The organism is Solilutibacter silvestris, from assembly GCF_002895945.1.
Classification (GTDB): Bacteria; Pseudomonadota; Gammaproteobacteria; order Xanthomonadales; family Xanthomonadaceae; genus Solilutibacter; species Solilutibacter silvestris.
Genome location: NZ_NPZB01000001.1, coordinates 1540906 through 1557151 on the forward strand (window position 1 = coordinate 1540906; position 16246 = coordinate 1557151).

Consider the following 16246-nt stretch of genomic DNA (forward strand, 5'->3'; position numbering starts at 1 on the left):
CCAGAGTTAAGCCGCGCCGAGAGTGGTGCGGTTTTGGGCTAGCGTAGCGTAAAGCCCAAAACAGTGCCACGAAGCGGCGTCGGCTTGAACGACTAGTTAGGCCCTGCTTGGTTACTTGTCTCAAGATTGATGGTGTAAACCTCGTAGAAAGGCGATTCTGGTGGCGTCGGATACTTTCGGCCAACCATTTGCTCCGAAAAGCACTTCAGTGCCGGAGAATTTGAACTAGGAAGGTATTCTGTCACCACGCCATCTTTATTGATGACTGCGACTGCCTTGAAGTTTGTAATGCCCGCTGTCTTGGCCTGAGGCGCACAAGCAGCGAAGATTTTTGGCCAGAATTCGTTGTGAATAGGAAGCATCTCATGCTCCCAGAACTTTCCACGAAAAGTCGCCGTGAGTCGATCGGATTCGGCGGCTAGCTGGTGCCAGCGATCCTCGGCAGGAGCTTGCTGGCTTGTGCAGCCAGTCACGAGAAGAGCAGCGATCAATACGGATTTGTGCATGACTTCCCTTGGGCCTAACACCTGAGTTAAGTTGCGACGCGTAGTGGCGCCGCGTTGTGGTAGACGCTACCACAAAAGACGGCGCCACGAAGCGGCGTCGACTTGAACGAATAGTTATGCAACAGCAGGTCAGGTCGCCAAAGTGGTCGAAGCACCCTTGTGACCGAAGCCAGGACAGTCAGAGCGCGCAGCCCAGCCGGAGTATGGTCCCGAGGCAAGGACGATCAAAAGCCACCAAGGCGACAGCGCGGGCGAAGATGCTACTGGGGATTGACCCGTTACCGCGCCCTTGGTGGCCGTTGGAAGCCTAAGGCGCAACCAGCCGAAGGCTTGAACCGCAGAGCGGTGCTGCGCGCATTGGATCTGACCAAAGCGAACTACCGGCCACGAGCTTTTGGAGCAGGAGCGAGAAACGTGCCGCTTGCGCCAAGAGCCCAACACAAACCTGCGAAAGCTGAGGCATAACACCTGAGTTAAGCCGCAACGCGCAGTGGCGCGGACGGCGTGGTAGCGTGAGCGTACCACGCTGGCAAGCCACGAAGCGGTGTCGGCTTGAACGAATAGTTAGATGTCCCGCCGGTTTTTGATTAACCCAATTAAGGTTAAGAATATTCCGAGCATCATAATTGCAACTGAAATGACAAAAGAAACACCGAAGAACCACATTCCGCCTGTGAAGAATGCCTCAAACACAGGCGAAGCTTTGTATCTTGCCAGAATTGAAAGAATGCCGAAGGCGAACGTGAGAACCCATAACCAAAGCGCGACTCGCTTTAGTGTGAACTGCCATGACGGAATCGCGATTATTTGCTTCGGGAACATCTAACACCTGAGTTAAGCCGCGCCGAGAGTGGTGCGGTTTTGGGCTAGCGTAGCGCAAAGCCCAAAACCGTGCCACGAAGCGGTGTCGGCTTGAACGATTAGTTAGGTGTTGAGCTTTTAGCCAAGACCTTGTCGTCATAATCGACTCCGCCGACGTTAAATGACCGGGTTCCAATCTGTTCGAAACCAGAGCGGGTATAGAAAGAAAGTGCCTTTTCGTTTTCGGCATAAACACCGAGGAGTAAGCGCTCGGCGCCATGAGCCTGAGCATATGAAACAGCTGTCTCAATGAGGCGCCTTCCTAGGCCGCTGCCTTGAAATTTGCTCATGAGATAGATCCGTTTGAGCTCTAGATCACCAAAGGGGTTAGCGCCGGGAAGATCCGGTGGCGAAACCATCACGAACCCTACTGGAGCTTCTCCCGGCTCGATTTCGATGAGCCAAAGGGCGTAATGGGAGTCGCTTAACCAGAGCCGGTATTGTTCTACGGAATGCGCTTTTCCGCAGTGCGCCACGATTGCCTGTCCAGCAAGAATGCCAGCAAAGGTTTCCAGAAAGGTCGCCTGACCAATAATGGAAAGCGCGGCTTCGTCCCCTAAGGTAGCACGTCTGATGTTTGCTTCGGCGAACATGTTCCGTCTCAATACCTAACACCTGAGTTAAGCCGCAGCGCTTTGCGGCGACGGATTGGTGCAACATACCACGGCGCCGATCCGACGCCGCGAAGCGGTGTCGGCTTGAACGATTAGTTAGGTGTCACATGCCGTATAGACGATATATCAGCGCGCTCAGCAGTAAGAGGGCACCCAAAACGGATACTGTAAACATAAATCGAGAGCTCATGCGCTTGGTCCATGGTTCGTTTTTTGAGAAGCTCCAGAGATAGCCAAGTCCAGTAAGCAAAGCTCCCACACCGAAAAGGAGTAAATGGATTTCCTTCATGCCTGAACGAAACCAATCGACCATATCCAGAACGCCAACCATGATGATTAGGGCAGATAAAGCCTGGCTTACGCGTGACGGCTTTCCAGTTTGCGAAATATTGTTCATGTGACACCTAACACTAGAGTTAAGCCGCGCCGAGAGTGGTGCGGTTTTGGGCTAGCGTAGCGCAAAGCCCAAAACCGTGCCACGAAGCGGCGTCGGCTTGAACGATTGGTTAGGGCCCAGGTTGCTTTGCTTAAACTGTCACGCTATTTTGCGAAATGGACGTCATCTGGGCACTTGTAGTGCACTGAGTATCTCGTTTCTGCAGGTGCGTACTTCTTTTCCGATTTGGGTCGGGACTGATGGGATCTGCTCATGTCCGAATCGGAGGCGGGCGATGTGCCTATGACTGAATAGTCCAGAAGCGTTGCTTTAGCTCCGCAGCTTTTGTAGGCATAGCTGTCGCAGCTATATGGACTGCCGGTACAAGTAGTATAGAACTTTGATCCTGGAGGTCGCTGTTCAACCTCGAAAATAGAACAGCTACTCAGGTAAAAAGAGAGGCATGCCGCAGCTACCAGCCTTATAGAAGTCGATGCGTTCATTGATTCGCTCCTTCCATTGCTATTGCGAGAACGAGAACTACGATCTGGGCCCTAACGCCTGAATTAAGCCGCGCCGCGAAGCGGCGTCGGCTTGAATGAATTGTTAGGCCTCGCTAGCTGCACTTGAATTCCGAGCATTTCTCTGAGAATTCATAGACAAGTACAAAAGCGTAATCACGGTGGGAATAATAAATCCCTTTAGATATGAAAGCGGGTGTCTGCCATCCAAGAAATGGAATGGGAAATCGAAGAAGAATGCCCAGTAGTGCGTCGCTATCAGCGATGAAATTGCGATCCACATTCCATACAGGCCAAATCGCTTATTCAAGACCACAAGGATTAGGCTAAAAATAATTATCACGCGAAGTATGGATTGCGCGTTCTCAAATAGAGGGTGTGTGTTTCTGCTCCCCCCATCGTACAAGTCGGTGCCTGAGCCAAAATACAAGTCGAGGAGAGTGTAAGTGTGGTAGAAAATAAGAAGGCCGGCCAGCGCGCAAATGACTATTCGCTGTGCTGGAAAGTGTCTGCGGACGAGCTGAATTATGCGCATGATTGACGGACACCAGAGTGTGAGTTCGAGGCCTAACACTCTATTGGATTCAAAACTGCGGGTGTAGCCGGGACCTCAATCGGGCCCCTCAGACAAAACCCACCCAATGCCAACAGCTTATCCGATAGCGAGACAAGCATGCAGCCCCCACTCTCCCAAATATATGGCGTGTCGCCGCTGTAACAGGTGATTACAGATGCTAAGTGAGGGTGTAACACAAGTCTGGCAATGGTTTTTCCCGTCAGTTCCACTGCTCATCCATGATCCGGTAGACGATCGGGAAGGGCAGGAGGATCGACGCACGCTCCATGGCGATCATGACCGCCACGACACTCGCTCACCCACGCCCGAAATCGTCGGCGGCAAGCGAACCGACCTCGCTGCGCTGCAGCACGAGGCCGTCGCTTTCCAGCCGAAGCTGTTCGAGGCAATCAGCCAGCGCATCCGGCGGCTCAATTACAGTCGCCGCACGGAGCAGGCTTATCTTGGCTGGATTCGTCGCTTCATCTTCGCGCATGGGATGCGTCACCCGCGCCAACTGGGCGAGCGCGAGGTCGAGAATTTCCTCAGCATGCTGGCCAATTCCGGGCGGGTCTCGGCCGGGACGCAAAATCAGGCGTTGTCGGCGCTGCTGTTCCTCTATCGCGAGGTGTTGCGGACCGATCTGCCGTGGATGGACAACGTGGTGCGTGCCAAGCATTCACGCCGCATCCCGGTGGTGTTGTCGCCAGATGAAGTGCGTCGCATGTTGGCGATGATGGACGGGCAGTCGTGGCTGATGGCGGCACTGTTGTATGGCACCGGCATGCGGTTGATGGAGTGCGTGCGTTTGCGCGTCAAGGATGTCGATTTCGAGCGCAACGAGATCATCGTTCGCGATGGAAAGGGGGCCAGGGATCGGCGCGTGCCGTTGCCGCGCCGATTGATCGAACATCTGCATGCCGCCATCGAACGGACCCGCCTGTTGCACCAGCACGATATCGCGCGTGGGCTGGGACGCGTCTGGATGCCCGCGGCACTCGCGCGCAAATATATCAACGCCGAGCTCGACTTCGGCTGGCAGTATGTGTTTCCGGCATCGAAGATTTCGGACGATCCGAACGGCGGTGTCACCCGCCGCCACCATATCGACGAAGCGGTGTTGCAACGCGCGGTCAAGACGGCACGCGCCAAGGCCGGGATTCTGAAACCGGCGACCTGCCACACCTTGCGACATTCATTCGCCACCCATCTGCTGGAAGCCGGGCACGATATCCGCACGGTGCAGGAATTGCTCGGTCACAAGGATGTCGCAACCACCCAGATCTACACTACCGGCAGGTAGCGTGGTATTGACGTTCACCCTCATGTGTGTTGATGTATGGACATCGAGGGGCTGGGACTCGTCTGAATGGCTCGACTTGAGTACATCCACATGCCGCTGGAGCGCAGTGTCGTTGAAGACTGCGTCATTCGGTTTGTCCCACAAGAGGTCGTTGATCCGCGAACGCGGATGAAACTGCACGCGGCCGCTGAGCGAGTACCACAGTTGCTGTGGGACAGCGGCGAGTTCTGGAGCGAAGCAAATCTTTGGCTTTTGGCCCGCACACGTCTATTGCTAAGCGGAAAACTAAGTGAAGACACCATTGGGGCCAATGGAAAGGATCTCTTGGCGTATGCGGGCTGGTTGGAGCAATCCGGTATGCAGTGGTGGCAATGCCCGCCGCTGGACGATCAGCGCCCATTAAATTTGTATCGAGGTCATCTTGTTGACAGTCACGAGAAGGGTGTCATTGCACCCACCCTTGCCAGTCGCCGCATGTCAACGCTTAAAGCGTTCTATCGCTGGCTCCTCAAAGTTGAAATTCTGAGTCCTGGATTCCCTTTGTGGTCAGAACGTAACGTGCGCATCGCCTACGAAGATGCTTTCGGATTCCGCCGTCACGTAGAGGCAGTGCAGACCAGCCTAGATATAAAAGCAGCCAAGCGCGTTGGCGAAGCGCAGCTGGAAGAAGGGCTGCAGCCAGTTTCACTTGAAGTCCGTGACGCGATCTTAGATCTGGCCCATCGCCGCTGCAGTCATGAAATGTTCTTGATGCTTTCCCTGGGGTTTTGGAGTGGGCTTCGCCTCGGGACAGTGTGCGACCTCAAGATTCAAACCATCGAAAATGCAACGACAATTTTGAATTGTGATGCGCTCAAGCACATCAGCGTAGGGCCACAGGCGAACCCGCAAGTGCAGATGAAGCTGGATCAGAGCAGCAATGGGATCGTGGTGCCGACGCGGCTGCTTGAAGAACTATCGGACTACAGCATCAGTGTCACGAGAGGGAAGCGGGCGGCCTTGGCCAAGCCTGAACATAAGCACCTGCTATTTCTCACAAAGTATGGCAATCCATACGGTGCCGTTGGATCTGATCGCAGCCCAACTGTCAACGCGGAAATGTCCCGGCTGAAGCGGTTGGCTCGAGAGGAGGGCCTGAACATTAACGACTTCACCTTTCACTGGTCACGGGCGACTTTCGCAACGATGTGGGCCACAGTCGCGCGGGCAAACGGATATTTGCATCAATTCATGCCAACTTTGAAGAGGATGCTCGCTCATAAGCATGACAGAACAACGGAGCGTTATATCCGCTGGGTTGAGAGGGAGGAGGTGCGCGCTGCAGTGATGGACGCGTTTACCAAGACCATGTTTGGGCCCTTCATCGAGAAAGAGAGAGAGCAGAGTGCTTGATGACGTCATTCCTGATATGACGTTTCGAGGGCTATTGCTTGGTCCTAAAGAGGAGCCGGTTGATCTGCGCTGGTTGCTCTACAAGGGCATGCCATCGGTGCACAAGCGTAATGTCAAGAAGGTCATTGAATCTGGCCATCTTGGGCAACCACAGTTGGAGCGCTTGCCCTTAATAAAAGAGATTCATAAAATTTTGCAGGCGGAAATTACTGCCAAAAACTTGGGGCGTCTGAGTGTCGCGAACTATTGGAAGGTGCTCAAGTACCTCGTTGGATTTGCGGAATCGGCGAGGCTGTTACTGACGCCGTCGAACGCCATGAGTCTTTATCTCGCATACTGCGCGCACATTAGGCGTCGCGACGACCTTAGCGGCGATAGTAAGTACGCGTACTCACATACTCTTGCAAAAATCATCGCTCCAGTATTAGGCGTGGATGCGAATAAGCTTCAATGGAAAACCAACATAAGGCAACCAAAGCGACTCGGCAACCAGACGGCAAAGGAGAATCTTGAAACAACGGCAGCGTTCGTGCAGGTAATGCTCCAGGTTGCCCAGCAGCTGCCAGTCAGTGTGATTCGTGGCCCGCTCCCAGTGGCCGTGCATTTTGATTCTGGCGTCGAGTACTTTGTACATATTGGAAATGAACTTAAGCCCGTAGATGGCTTGAAGCGCCAGGACCCTGCAAGGCTAAAAAGAGCTCATGATGCCCGTAATCGTCGATCAAAAAATAATTCCAACCGAGCGCGTGCTAGGCTTATAAATCTTCGCATAGAAGCCGAGATTTTGATCTTTATTAATCAGACGGGGGGTAATCTCACTCAAGCCTTACAGCTTACTGGTAGCAAATATCGTTACCAAAGTGCTGGCGATTATCTAGTTCTTTATGTCTGGAAAGGTCGAGCTAAACATGCTGTCGAGCTGCGCATTCATAAGGCTTATCGCCCGCACTTCGAAGCGTATTTGAAGTGGCGTTCCGCCATCTTTCCTGACGATCAGGATGGCTTAACTTTTCCCTTCGTCTTTGATGATGGCGATAAGGCCATGCAAAGGACATGGTGGGCATTTTCGGAGGTGCGCAGACTAGCAAAGGAGATCGGACAGCCGTTTGTGCACTCGCAGCAGCTGCGAAAGACCGCTGGCAACTTCATGAAGCGAAATGTGTCTCGCCAAGCTGCCGCCGAATTACTAAGCAACACCGAAAGGACCTTCCGGGAAAACTATGAAGAGGTTCATCACCAGAGTGCTAGCCGCGAGCTGGTCAGCTTCTGGCGAGACACAGAGGTCTTCGTGTCGGCGGTCGGGCCAGGGGGGTGTCAAGAGGCAAAGCCAAAATTGCGTGATGATTCGCCAGTTGGAGCTCCTAAACCTGATTGCGAGGGAGGGGGCGGATGCCTGTTTTGTGACAAGAATCGGGACCTACGCAGCTTTGATCATGCATGGAGCTTGGCGAGCTTCCATCACCTGAAACTTGCTGAATTCAATGCGGATCGCACGCCGCTGAGTCTTATGGAGGGACATCCGGTGGCCCTCGTTGTCGAGCGAACGGCAGAAAAGCTCGATGCGTTGTCCGAGATGGATAAGGAGTGTACCGAGTGGGTGAATGAAGCACGTTTGCGTGTCAATGAAGGACGTTACCATCCGTACTACACGGCGGCCTTCGCAATTTTGAAGGGCATCTGATGGTCGCCAACGCCCAGCAATTTATCTTCCTGTTGAGAGGCCCGGAAGTTGACCACATCGGCCCCGAAAGCCTGTGTTACAAGCTTCAAACGCTGCCGCCTAACGATGATTTCCCTGTCATCGTCGATCTTCAAGGCAAACCAGTGTGTCGCTATAGAGATCATAAGTGGCTGATCGGTGCCGCGCCCTTGAATTTTGGCACTGACCTGAGCGACTTGGGACCCAAGGGTCGCTACTTGACGGACGCCAACGGTGAGCTTCTCAAGCGCTGTGTTGCGTGGTTCATGTTTGGCGAGAGACGTGGCATCAGCGTCTTGACGCTAACAAGCTACCATACGAATCTCAAACGTATTTTTGCGTTCTGCAGTAGCTGTGCTCGACCGATCGTTGCCAGCGACCTCTCGCGCTATTTTGATTCTATGGACGTAGCGCTGGCTCAAGCGATTCCTTCAGGCTCTTCAAGGTCGACCATATACTTGCTCCACGAGTTGTGGCAGGCACGAGACCATTTGGGCTTTACCCTGCTAAATCCTGAGCAGATTGCTCGTCTAATGGAGCTAATTCCGGCGCATGTGACGGAGCAGACCGAATTCATTCCGCCGCGAATCTGGGCATATCAGGCCGGGCGAATGCAAGCATGCTTACGAGATTTTCTAGAACATAAAGCGCAATTCGAATCAGCGCTATACGAACTTATTGACGCCTATCGGTCCAACTTTGGTTCGCTGATCACGGCCAGAGATACGCCTTACGCTAACCGGAACCCATGTCGTTCGGCGCAGGCCGGACGAATTCGTGGCTGTACATATATTGGTTCGTTCGTAGATGTCGCAGAGCGACATGGCATTCGTGGTGTTATAGGTCGATGGTTGTTTCGACCCGGGACTACATGGGATGACCTCGATAGCAGTCAGGCATCCCCTCAGATGCTAACTCAATATTTCAATGCTCTTGGTTTGGTCGGAACGGCCTACCTCCAATGCTTTTCGGGCATGCGCTTCGGTGAGGCTATGTCCTTACGCTGTAACTGCCTGAGCGTCGAGCATGATTCATTGCTCGGCGATATCCATATTTTAAGTGGCGAGACTACTAAGACGACGCAGGATGACGACGCGCGCTGGTTGGCAGCACCGACAGTTGAGTTCGCGGTGGAGTCGTTAAGCATCATCGCTCGATGGAGAACTGCGATCGCGGTTGAGTATGGGGATGTGCCCCTGACACTGGAGGACAAGACTAATCCCTACCTGGTATGTCGCCCCTACGAGAATTGGGCGAACGGAAACGGTTATGCAAAAAAGCTGGTCCCCAGCGCTTTGCGGCCTTCCTCCTATGAAATCTCCCGGTGGAGGAATAGGGTGCCTGGCCTGTTTGAAGACCATTCTCTGTGCATCACTGCGGATGACGAAGCCTACGTCCGTCGATTCAACACAAATGCGAACCTTGAGCATTATGGCGAGGGGCAGCTATGGCATCTTACTAGTCATCAATACCGGCGCACGTCCGCGGTCATGATGGGTGCTTCGCAAGTGAGCCTGGAAGCTCAGCAGTACCAGTTCAAGCAACTCACACTCAATCAAAGTGGTTACTACCGCAACGGCTTCCAAAGCCTTCGCCTCAACCGTGCGTTCACACAGGAGCTCGTCTCAACTAAATATGAACTTGTTTCGTTGGAACTTGGTTTGCTTAATGGGCCCGAGTACGTCTCTCCACTGGGCCCATCTCGCAAGAATGAGATTCTTCGATTCTTCGAAATTAGCAGTGGCGATGAAATCCAGAAGGCCGCGAAGAAGGGCCAGCTTGCTGTCAAGCAGACGTTGTTCGGGATTTGCACACGTCTTGATAGCTGCCCATATGGTGGCCATGACAACATAGCTTACTGCCCCGACTGCAAAGATGCGCTCCTGAGCAAGCGCAAACGTGGCAGCGTCGAGCAATTGGGTAAGACGATTGCGGTGCGCTTGGTTGATGTGCCTCTGGAGACGCCATTGCGGGCCCAGCTGGAGCGTAGCGCCAAAGCAGTTGAGAGGTTCATGAATGTCACAGCCTGAGTACGTTGGTGACGCTGAAAAATTATTCCAGGATGCCTTCGAACGACTGAAGCGCGATAAGCCTACACAGCTGCCTCGTGGCACGCCGGTCAGCCAGAACAATGTCGCCAAAGAGGCGGGGCGCGATCCCAGCGCACTGCGAAAGAGCCGGTATCCGCGACTGATACGCGCGATCCAGAAGTGGATTGAAGACAACGGCAACGCTCCCCGCGCCCGCGCTTCGAGCGCCTCGTTGATCAAGGGTGCTCGGGATAAGAATCGCCAGTTGAAAGCTCGTCTTGAGGAGTTGACGAAGCAACGTGACAAGGCCATGGCACGCTTGGTTATCGCGGAGGAATCAATCCTCGATCTGCATCGCCGGCTTCAGGACTATAAGGCGCGACTCGGTGAAGCGGATACAGTAGTGCCAATTCGCGGTGTCGCAAAACGAGCTAAGCCCAGAGTCAAATAGGAGTTTCCGAAGATTCAGGACTCGGAGCCGCTTGCCGTAAGGCGGCCGCGTCGTTCTTTCAGATCTTCCTCCGTTGCCGCTCGAAGGCGGACGAAGTCCCGCTCTGGCAGGGCGCTGAACGTCCGCGAGAACGGCAAGTACACCAGGATGATCCAACCATCTGCTCCTTCCTCGGCTGCGTAGGGATGCAGGATTTCTCCAGAGGTATCTACGCGGTCGATTAGGAGCAGCCGTCGCCGTGGATACTTGCGTGAAGCACTCTCAAGTTCTGCTCTGAGCATGAGCCGGGCGGCATCAGCGGGGATACCTGGATGAGCTTCGTCATCGAGTGCTTTCATGCTCTGTGAGATGGCTTCGTCGGTCGACCTGAAGGCCCGTTCCATTTCTATCTCGTCGAACACGACTTCCTGTACGACATACGGTGGTCCAGCCAGCCAAGCTTCGTCCAGATCTGGGTCGAGCTCGATGGCCAGGATCGTACGACGGCCGACATCGGTGCAGCGCCAACGGTGCCAAGTACTGGTTTTGAACTCCGTGCCGATGTCGAAGTCACTGAGTTTCATAGGTGAAAATACTTCGTTGGGTCACTGGTTTGGCGCTCCGATTTAATAGAAATCGGTGGAGCATCGCTGATAGGTCTGGAATGCAGTTTGAAATGCAGCCTCGGTAATTTCGTTCGGTGTGACGATTCCTTTCTTGGCAATCTTCAAGGCAACCGGATACCAGGCGCGGAATTCCTCGAACGTCAATCCCGACCCGTGTCGTGCCGCTTCGTATTCAGGCCCGGAATATCGCTCGTTGTCGATATCCAGTTCGCGAAGCTGGTGGACTACCCAGTCCGCCCATCTGATCGCATTGACAGGGTCGCCTGCCAAGGAGGCGTAAGAGGAAGCCCAGACAAATTGCTCCCGTCCGGTCATTTGATGCCAGGGAATTGCCGGGGTCAGCATGCGTCATTGTCGCTTGAGGGGCTGGCCTTCAACTTCTCCGCAACAAGCGCCTGTGCTTTCTCGATTTCCACGGTGTTTGGCGTGGGAAGCTTGGACATCTCCGTCCGGTACTGCTCGTTGTAGGTATCGATGAACAAAGCCATGTGAAATCGATACTTCACGGCCTCTGACGGTATTGATACGTCCAGTTTCCTGCTGATGAGCGCAGCGTAGGACGCCTGTGCTGGGGTCGGCTCCTTCAGGTCCCAGTCCATACATTCGACTATCAGGCGCTCAAGCTGCTTCTCGAGCTTGCGGACAAAGGTCTGCCGGATGGCCTTGTCCTTGACCCGTTCCCACTGGATGCAAATGGCTTCCTCCACAGCGGGGGCTATGTAAAGTTCTAGAGTGAGATCCACACCGGGATTGACGAGGTAGAGGGCCATGTCTCGGCGACGGCAGGAGGAACAGACAAGGAAGGCACCCCATCTTAACCGATTCCACACAAATTTCATGTAATCGGTAGTCGTGCCATAGATTCCTTGATCGCCCATTTCGGTGCGGTCATGGCCACCAAGACCATCTATTCCACGGCTTACCGGCGACTGGTTGCCCAACTGCGGGAAATTCGGGAAGCAGAAGGCATTTCCCAATCCGCCCTCGCGGCGATGCTGGGTTGGCCGCAGCAACGGCTATCCGCCGTGGAGGCCGGTGCCCGCCGGTTGGACATCATGGAGTTCCTGCACCTCACGAGCGTCCTTGGCCTGTCTCCTGAGGCGGCCATCCAACTGGCGGCCGCTAAGGCGGGCGCGTCGACCAAGTCGCGCCTGACCCAGCAGAAGGGCTGATCCGACCAGCGTCGTAATGGGTGCGGCCCCATTGCCTCAACGTGCCAGGCAATAGGAATTGAATCGCCGGCTGTGCGAACCCGAGGGACTTAACGGCCAACTGCAAGCTCAGGGACACCATCAACTTGGCGAACCAGTAGTCGCGTCCCAATTGTGTCCAGAAATCCCCTAATCTCTCGCTGCATCCGTTTGACGGTTTCGATGTTGTCCAAGGCGGGTTGAAGATCGCCTTGATCCAGCGAATAAACCGCATTGCCTAGGATTTCAGGCAGGGATATCGAGGCTTCCTTGGCTATGGCGACTCCAAGGAGCGACTGCAGTCGACGACGCGACAGGTTAAGTCGGTACGACTTCCCGCGTCGTTCATCCTGAATTTCCATCAAAAGCGACGAGGGTGAGAAGTACGGGGTCACTGCATTCAAGCGAACGGCTCGGTCGTGGAAATCCAGTAGAGGCAGCCCTGCCGCATCCAACTTGGAGGCAAGCGTCCTCAGCCCTGTTAGAGCGTGATCGTTGTCGATGAGAACCCAGCCAGTGCCGCTGGCTATCGACACACCAACGGCCAACTCTTCGATGTCATCCCCACGACGCACGGCCGCAAGCCAGTTCAGCAGTTCAATCTCGCCGGCGTCCAGATCGGCATGAACTTGCCGCTCCCGGCTTGTGATGCCGACTGCGAAAGGTTCAGAAGACCTGCCAGGAATATCGACAGGATCTTTCACCGGTGTCGCATTGCCAATGGGAATCGTGAAGGCATCCGGGTCAAGTGCCGGACCGCCCTGTCGAATGGCATCGACGAAGGCCTTGGCTCCTGCCGCATTGGCGCCAGCAGCCAACTCTTCGGCCGTGAACCAGGCAAAACGCTCTGGGTGCGCAGCCAAGCAGCGCAGGAGTTCCGTCTTGCCAGCATCCTTCAGGGCAACCTTGAAAGGCTGGATGTGATATTCGGTAGCGGAGTAGGCGCTCTTGGCACCTTCCAAGGCCGTGTAGTGGATGGGCTCATCCACGGGGATCAGTGCCTCGAAAGCATTGCCAGGAATCTCGAGTTCTTCCCGCAGTTCCCGACTTACGGCCTGGGAGAAGGCGTAACGGATATGACTGGGGTCGATTTCAATGTTGGGATCGAAAAAGTCCAGACACTGGGAGGCGGTCAGATACACCAATTCCGGCAGGTCCTCGTTCGAAACACGGCCGCCGGGGAACACGAACTGGCCCCGACTGCCATCCCGATGGGGTGCTGGATCCTCCCGACGAACCATCAGGAATTTCCCGTCCAGTGCGATCCACGCCCAGGAAACCCAGACCCGGCGGATAGGCACTAACCCGGCCGATAACGCCGCGCGGAGCTCCTCTGAGCGCTTGATGAGCGCCCGCTGTCGGTCGACCAGGTACTCACTGGCATTCCAGAAGCCCGGTTCCAGCAGCCGGAACTCTGCTTCACCAAGCCCCCCCAGCACGCTGCGGGCTAAGAGAGAGGCTGGGAAGGAGACGAAGGCCCATACCCCGGCGCCCAAACGCGCCTCATCGAGCACAGACAGGGCTTGTAGCAGGCGTTGGACGAAGCCGAGTGCCGAACCAGCCTCCTCCGCTCCGACGCCCGTGGCGGCAATCAGGCGCTTGATGAGATCGGCCTCGGGGATCTCCTCCCGGTCACTGCTCTCCTCGGCGATCCGGGGGAGGATTCGGGAAACCGCAGCCAGCAGTTCGATGGAAGGGCGCATCAACCTATTGTGACCGCACTTGCCCCCGGTACCAACGCCTGCCTCCGCCTCGGCTCCTCCCAGTTGGAAGCGGCTCGCGACAACATGGGCGACTTGGCGGGGACGGCCCGTTAAAGTATCGGGGTTAGGCACCACGGCGCCAAACCCGAGGTCCGATCCGCCATCCAGCCATTCAAGGTTCCCGTGACAGCTCCTTCCTCTGAAGCCGACGCCCGCATCCTGATCGACGACCTGCTCCGGGTCGCTGACTGGAACCCGGCCGACAAGTCGCAGGTACGCACTGAGGTGCCGCTGAGCGAGACCTTTCATGTCGCCGAAGTTGCTGCGGTTGGCGGCGGAATGCGCACGGTTGATGCCGGCTCGCTGGGCTTCGCCGACTATGTCCTGCTCGACCAGCGCGGTCGCCCTCTGGCGGTGGTTGAAGCCAAGAAGCAGGCCATCAACCCATACACCGCCAAGCAGCAGGCGTTGCCCTACGCCAAGAAGATCGGCGCCCCCTTCATTTTCCTCACCAATGGCGAGCTGACCTATTTCTGGGACTACCAGAACGATGACGCCCGCCCGGTCGCCTCGTTCTATTCGCGCCGCGACCTGGAGCGCCTCGTCCACCTGCGCACCGAGCGCAAGCCGCTGGCCGAAGTTGCTATTCCAGACACCTATGTCCGCACCGGTGAGACCCGCGCCCTGCGTCCCTACCAGCAGGAGGCGATGAAGGCTCTCGACCATGCCGTCGAGCTGGGCAAGCGCCGCTTCTTGATCGAACTGCCCACTGGCTGTGGCAAGACTGATCTGATCGCGCTCTATCTCAAGCGCCTGATCCAGGCCGGCCATGCCGAACGCATCCTGTTCCTAGTGGATCGCGAGCAACTGGCCAAACAGGCCATCGAGGCCATTCAGGATTTGCTGCCGCAATATTCCAGCTACTGGCTAAAGCCCGGCGTGGTACGGCAGGAAAAGCAGATCACGGTGTGCCTGCTGCAAACCATGATGGGCCGCCATGAGGATTTCTCCAGCGGCTATTTTGACGTGGTGGTGATGGACGAATGCCATCGCTCCATCTACGGCGCGTGGCAGACCGCGCTGGCGCATTTCGATGCGGTGCACATCGGCCTGACTGCTACCCCGGCCATGTATATCGAGCGCAACACTTTCCAGTTCTACAACTGCAAGGACAACACGCCGGACTACTCCTACACCATCCAGGAAGCGTTCAAGAACGAATATCTGGTGCCGTACAAGTTCGCCACCGGTATCACCACGCTGATGTCCGAGGGCACGGAAGTCGAGGGTGTCGAATACGACCCGGCCCAGTTCGAGCGTGAATGGACGAACGAAGCCAGCAACAAGCTGATGATGCAGGAGTTCGACAAGCTCGCTTGGGAGAACTACAAGGAACTGGCTCCCGGCCAGAAGGATGGCCCTGGCAAGTCGGTGGTGTTTGCCATCACCAAGCACCACGCGGCGCGCTTGGCCCTATACCTCAACGACCTGCACCCGGAATTCAAGGGCAAGTACGCCGAAGTCATCACCTCGGACATCGCGGATGCTGACGATGCCATCCGCCGGTTCAAGCAGGACAAGCTGCCGATGGTGGCGGTGAGCGTGGGCATGCTGGACACCGGCTTCGACTGCCGGGAACTGTTGCACTTGGTCATGTGCCGCCGCGTGCGAAGCCCAATCCTGTACCAGCAGATGCGGGGCCGTGGCACCCGGACTGCACCGCACATCGACAAGCGGAAGTTCGTAATCTACGACTTCTTCGGTAACCATCAGTATTTCAACGACTCGGATGCCGACGCGTTCACCGGCGCAGGTAGCGGCGGTGGTGGCAGCCGTCCGCGTCCGCCCGGGCCGAGTGGGCGCGAGCTGGTCGAACTGGGCTTGGATGACGAATGGCTGCACGCGGTCAGCTATATCGAGGTTGGTCCAGATGGTGAGCGCATAGACAAGCGCGAATATGTCACCGACTGGGAAAAGACCGTGCAGCAGGGCGCCGACACTGACCCTGTGATTGCCAAGATCAAGTCTGGCGAAGCCCTGAGCGATCAGGAAGAAACCGAGCTGGCACATCGCTTGAACCAGCCGCAGAAATACTTCAACGAAGACAACCTGCGCCGCGCTTACCGTAAGCCCGGTGGCAACCTCGTAGATTTCATTCGTGAGGCTCTGGGTCTAATCAAGACCAAAAGCCGACCCGAAATCGTCGAGGAAAATTTTCGTGCTTGGCTGGTCAGTAAGAATTTCTCTCCGGAACAAGCCCAGTACATGTCCTTGCTGAAGAACCGCGGGGTAGTGCGTGGGAAAGTCACGATAGACGATCTCTTTTCGCCGCCATTGTCGCTACTTAATGCTGCTGGAATTGGCATCGAATTATTTGGCGAGAAGGGGCTCAACTCCATGCTTGACGAAATGAATCAAACCGTCCTGGCGGCCTAAAAA

15 protein-coding genes are annotated in these 16246 nt (G+C 55.6%); 7 read left to right on the forward strand and 8 right to left on the reverse strand.

All coding sequences use genetic code 11. The annotated features are described in order from the left end of the window. Positions 1-92 precede the first annotated feature (92 nt). The 4 genes from Lysil_RS13215 to Lysil_RS13555 form a co-directional block, all read right to left on the reverse strand. A complete protein-coding gene (locus Lysil_RS13215) occupies positions 93-506 on the reverse strand; it encodes a hypothetical protein (protein ID WP_129588391.1) in 414 nt (137 codons plus the stop codon). Positions 507-1426: 920 nt separating this feature from the next. Then, positions 1427-1960, reverse strand: coding sequence for a GNAT family N-acetyltransferase (locus tag Lysil_RS07095; RefSeq protein ID WP_103074785.1), 534 nt, complete (start codon positions 1958-1960; stop codon positions 1427-1429). A gap of 124 nt (positions 1961-2084) precedes the next feature. Further along, entirely contained in the window at positions 2085-2378 is a 294-nt protein-coding gene (locus Lysil_RS07100) for a hypothetical protein (protein WP_129588388.1), read from the reverse strand. A 1372-nt stretch (positions 2379-3750) separates the two neighbouring features. Continuing rightward, positions 3751-3930, reverse strand: coding sequence for a hypothetical protein (locus tag Lysil_RS13555; protein WP_240600352.1), 180 nt, complete (start codon positions 3928-3930; stop codon positions 3751-3753). On the opposite strand from Lysil_RS13555, the gene Lysil_RS07110 reads away from it, so the two are divergent. From Lysil_RS07110 to Lysil_RS07130, 5 genes are all read left to right on the forward strand, one after another. Continuing rightward, positions 3844-4737 (forward strand): integron integrase, encoded by an 894-nt coding sequence (locus Lysil_RS07110; protein WP_240600338.1) that lies wholly within the window; start codon positions 3844-3846, stop codon positions 4735-4737. The genes Lysil_RS13555 and Lysil_RS07110 overlap by 87 nt on opposite strands. A 90-nt stretch (positions 4738-4827) precedes the next feature. Further along, a complete protein-coding gene (locus tag Lysil_RS07115; protein ID WP_165782410.1) occupies positions 4828-6129 on the forward strand; it encodes a tyrosine-type recombinase/integrase in 1302 nt (433 codons plus the stop codon). Next, positions 6122-7810, forward strand: coding sequence for a ubiquitin-conjugating enzyme family protein (locus Lysil_RS07120; protein WP_129588392.1), 1689 nt, complete (start codon positions 6122-6124; stop codon positions 7808-7810). Before Lysil_RS07115 ends, Lysil_RS07120 begins: the two co-directional genes overlap by 8 nt. Beyond that, entirely contained in the window at positions 7810-9858 is a 2049-nt protein-coding gene (locus Lysil_RS07125; protein WP_103074791.1) for an amidohydrolase family protein, read from the forward strand. Before Lysil_RS07120 ends, Lysil_RS07125 begins: the two co-directional genes overlap by 1 nt. After that, a complete protein-coding gene (locus Lysil_RS07130) occupies positions 9845-10309 on the forward strand; it encodes a hypothetical protein (protein ID WP_103074792.1) in 465 nt (154 codons plus the stop codon). The genes Lysil_RS07125 and Lysil_RS07130 overlap by 14 nt, the downstream gene beginning before the upstream one ends. A 14-nt stretch (positions 10310-10323) precedes the next feature. Here Lysil_RS07130 and Lysil_RS13490 read toward each other — a convergent pair whose 3' ends face one another. From Lysil_RS13490 to Lysil_RS07145, 3 genes are read right to left on the reverse strand one after another with little or no spacing between them, the layout of a single operon-like run. Then, on the reverse strand, positions 10324-10872 hold the full coding sequence (locus Lysil_RS13490) for a hypothetical protein (RefSeq protein WP_205756878.1): 549 nt from the start codon (positions 10870-10872) through the stop codon (positions 10324-10326). A gap of 42 nt (positions 10873-10914) precedes the next feature. Further along, positions 10915-11259 carry a hypothetical protein gene (locus tag Lysil_RS07140; protein ID WP_103074793.1) on the reverse strand — a complete coding sequence of 115 codons (345 nt, stop codon included), beginning with the start codon at positions 11257-11259 and terminating at the stop codon, positions 10915-10917. After that, entirely contained in the window at positions 11253-11684 is a 432-nt protein-coding gene (locus tag Lysil_RS07145) for a hypothetical protein (RefSeq protein ID WP_103074794.1), read from the reverse strand. The genes Lysil_RS07140 and Lysil_RS07145 overlap by 7 nt, the downstream gene beginning before the upstream one ends. A 120-nt stretch (positions 11685-11804) precedes the next feature. Here Lysil_RS07145 and Lysil_RS07150 point away from each other — a divergent pair, with 120 nt between their 5' ends. Continuing rightward, positions 11805-12086 carry a helix-turn-helix domain-containing protein gene (locus Lysil_RS07150; protein WP_103074795.1) on the forward strand — a complete coding sequence of 94 codons (282 nt, stop codon included), beginning with the start codon at positions 11805-11807 and terminating at the stop codon, positions 12084-12086. 89 nt (positions 12087-12175) lie between these two features. On the opposite strand, the gene Lysil_RS07155 is transcribed toward Lysil_RS07150, so the two are convergent. After that, positions 12176-13807, reverse strand: a complete 1632-nt coding sequence (locus Lysil_RS07155) for a hypothetical protein (RefSeq protein WP_103074796.1) — start codon at positions 13805-13807, stop codon at positions 12176-12178. A 183-nt stretch (positions 13808-13990) separates the two neighbouring features. On the opposite strand from Lysil_RS07155, the gene Lysil_RS07160 reads away from it, so the two are divergent. Next, complete coding sequence (locus Lysil_RS07160) at positions 13991-16243, forward strand: type I restriction endonuclease subunit R (RefSeq protein WP_103074797.1); 2253 nt, start codon at positions 13991-13993, stop codon at positions 16241-16243. Positions 16244-16246 lie beyond the last annotated feature (3 nt).

Excerpts from the sequence above, each read along its gene's own strand:
- Lysil_RS13215 (WP_129588391.1), bottom strand. The coding sequence starts at position 506 with ATGCACAAATCCGTATTGATCGCTGCTCTTCTCGTGACTGGCTGCACA.
- Lysil_RS07095 (WP_103074785.1), bottom strand. The coding sequence starts at position 1,960 with ATGTTCGCCGAAGCAAACATCAGACGTGCTACCTTAGGGGACGAAGCC.
- Lysil_RS07100 (WP_129588388.1), bottom strand. The coding sequence starts at position 2,378 with ATGAACAATATTTCGCAAACTGGAAAGCCGTCACGCGTAAGCCAGGCT.
- Lysil_RS13555 (WP_240600352.1), bottom strand. The coding sequence starts at position 3,930 with ATGCGCGAAGATGAAGCGACGAATCCAGCCAAGATAAGCCTGCTCCGT.
- Lysil_RS07115 (WP_165782410.1), top strand. The coding sequence starts at position 4,828 with ATGCCGCTGGAGCGCAGTGTCGTTGAAGACTGCGTCATTCGGTTTGTC.
- Lysil_RS07125 (WP_103074791.1), top strand. The coding sequence starts at position 7,810 with ATGGTCGCCAACGCCCAGCAATTTATCTTCCTGTTGAGAGGCCCGGAA.
- Lysil_RS07130 (WP_103074792.1), top strand. The coding sequence starts at position 9,845 with ATGTCACAGCCTGAGTACGTTGGTGACGCTGAAAAATTATTCCAGGAT.
- Lysil_RS13490 (WP_205756878.1), bottom strand. The coding sequence starts at position 10,872 with ATGAAACTCAGTGACTTCGACATCGGCACGGAGTTCAAAACCAGTACT.
- Lysil_RS07140 (WP_103074793.1), bottom strand. The coding sequence starts at position 11,259 with ATGCTGACCCCGGCAATTCCCTGGCATCAAATGACCGGACGGGAGCAA.
- Lysil_RS07145 (WP_103074794.1), bottom strand. The coding sequence starts at position 11,684 with ATGGCCCTCTACCTCGTCAATCCCGGTGTGGATCTCACTCTAGAACTT.
- Lysil_RS07150 (WP_103074795.1), top strand. The coding sequence starts at position 11,805 with ATGGCCACCAAGACCATCTATTCCACGGCTTACCGGCGACTGGTTGCC.
- Lysil_RS07155 (WP_103074796.1), bottom strand. The coding sequence starts at position 13,807 with ATGCGCCCTTCCATCGAACTGCTGGCTGCGGTTTCCCGAATCCTCCCC.